Raw genomic sequence first — 2,179 nt, 5'->3', positions numbered from 1 at the left:
TCCAGGTGAGTCGGCCTGGGGTGCGGTGTCGGCGTTTCCGCCGGTCCGTTTCCCCAGGCCGCTCTCCGAACCCGGCGTGCCGGTCTCCCGGCACCGGGCTCTCCACGGTCTCGTGCGTCAGGCATGAGCTTGAACCTCCCACGGAGTGGGAATCCTCGGCCGATACCGGTAGCGGGTGACCGCGACCGTGTCCAGCGCGTGGAGTTCGACCCCATCTGCCGATAGTGCACGCCAGCGACCGGCGGTCCGGTCGTAGAAGCGCCGCCGGATGTCCTTCCACTTCCATCGATGACGTGCCATCAGCAAGCTGTTCACTCTGTGCCAGACGAAGTGGTCCAGCGCGCTGAGCGTGTGCTTGCAGACGGCATGCCGGAAGTAGTTGGCCCACCCGCGCGTGATCTGGTTGATCCTGATCAGCACCTTCCGAAGGTCTTGCTGCGACGTCCTTCCTGTCAGGGCCCGGATCTTGTCCTTCAACTGCCGGATCGGCCGGTCAGCGATGAACGTGTAGACGTGCCACTTGGTCGCGGCACCCTTCTTGCGGCGCCACTGGATGTGGAACCCCAGGAAGTCGAACCCGTCCGACATGTGCACGATCCGGGTCTTCTCTGATGACAGCCGAAGCCCCAAGGGTCGTAGTACGTCGGTGACTTCCTCTTGCAGGTCCTCGACGTCCTCCCGTAGGCCGTGTACAAGTACGACGAAGTCGTCCGCGTAGCGGACGACTCGCCATCTCGGTAGGCCGAAGTGACGTCGGCGGCTGCGCTTGTACTGGGTGGACATACTCCCGCCCTCTTTCCACGGCCCGTGCAGGTGCTCATCGAGCGCCGTGAGGGCGATGTTGGCAAGGAGGGGCGAGAGGATGCCGCCTTGTGGCGTTCCGGTGAGGGTGTCCTCGCGGGTGCCGGTCTCGGTGAGGACACCGGCCTTGAGGAACGCCTTCACCAGCCGCAACACGCGCTTGTCTTTCACCCGCCAGCGGACTCGGTCCATCAGGGCCGAGTGGTCGATGGAGTCAAAGCACGCCTCGATATCCGCATCCAGCACCCAGCGATAGCCCTTGGTGCCATAGAAGTGGATCTCAGCGATCGCGTCGTGTGCGCGCCGCATCGGCCGGAACCCGTAGGAGACGGGCTCGAAGTCCGCCTCGAAGATGGGTTCGAGTACCAGTTTCAGCGCTGCCTGGACCACGCGGTCGGCAACGGTGGGGATGCCGAGCTTGCGCACCTTCCCGCTGCCCCCAGGCTTCGGAATCCTCCGCTCACGCACCTCCAGCGGGCGGAAATCGCCCGCCTTCAGCGCTTGTCGCAGGTCTTCCAAGAAGCCTGGGGCACCGATCTCCCGCTCGACGTGTTCGACCGTCAGGCCGTCCACGCCAGGCGTGCGGGCACCGGTGTTTCCCGCGACCCGGTCGAACGCCGCTATGAGCGTCGCCGGGTCGTGCACGAGGTTGAACAGGTCGTCGAACCGGCGGCCAGGATCAGCCGCCGCCCAACGGTGAAGTTTGACCTGCATCTCCGATACCCGCTGGCGCGGCCCCAAGGGCAACTCCGGCGGAGCACCGCTGTTCAGCGGTGAACCTTTCGGCATTGCAGTGGCTCCCTTCTGATTCCGCTGCCGCCCTTCCCCATGTACCGGGCTTTCCCCGGCTCCGAGTACTACGGCGGCTCCGCCCCACCCCGGCTGGTTCGGCTGACGATGAGCCCAGCCCCTCCCCGCACTGGATATGCGGCTCGAGGGCACAGCCGGGACGGTTCCCGTGTTCACATGTGATCGCTTGTTGGAGTAGGAGCCCGGCTTTGCCCCCGCGGCCCTCGCCACGGTTACCCCGCAGCACTTCACCGTGGCCGTCATGGCAGTCCGACAAGACCACCAGGACGTTCCTCACCCTCATCGAGAGGCGAGGACTCACCGCAACCGGCCCAGATCCGCCAGGTTCGAGCCGGTGGGGAGTTAGGAGGCGTAAGACGCCGGTTCCTCGCGTACTCCTCTCCATCTTGCTAGCCGGACCCGCCCCATCTGGCAGTGCTGGGACGTCCCGTCGTTGTCAGGGCTGCTTGCCGCCCTCCCCGGCACCTCCCGGGTCAGGCTGCCCTCAGCTTCTACTGGACCGCTGCGACAGCCCAGCGGTGAAGGCCTCTCACCTCCACGCGATTCACATGCGCTTTCCACGGCGCAC

General features: G+C 65.8%; 1 protein-coding gene. It reads right to left on the bottom strand.

The features are described 5' to 3' along the window. Positions 1 to 117: 117 nt before the first annotated feature. A complete protein-coding gene (gene ltrA / locus SM793_RS36275) occupies positions 118 to 1,590 on the bottom strand; it encodes a group II intron reverse transcriptase/maturase (RefSeq protein WP_320443403.1) in 1,473 nt (490 codons plus the stop codon). Positions 1,591 to 2,179 lie beyond the last annotated feature (589 nt).

The sequence above is a fragment of the Kitasatospora purpeofusca genome (assembly GCF_034043715.1).
GTDB classification, from domain to species: domain Bacteria; phylum Actinomycetota; class Actinomycetes; order Streptomycetales; family Streptomycetaceae; genus Kitasatospora; species Kitasatospora purpeofusca_A.
The sequence above is the reverse complement of the archived record's forward strand: the minus strand, read 5'-3'. Positions and strand labels throughout refer to the sequence as shown.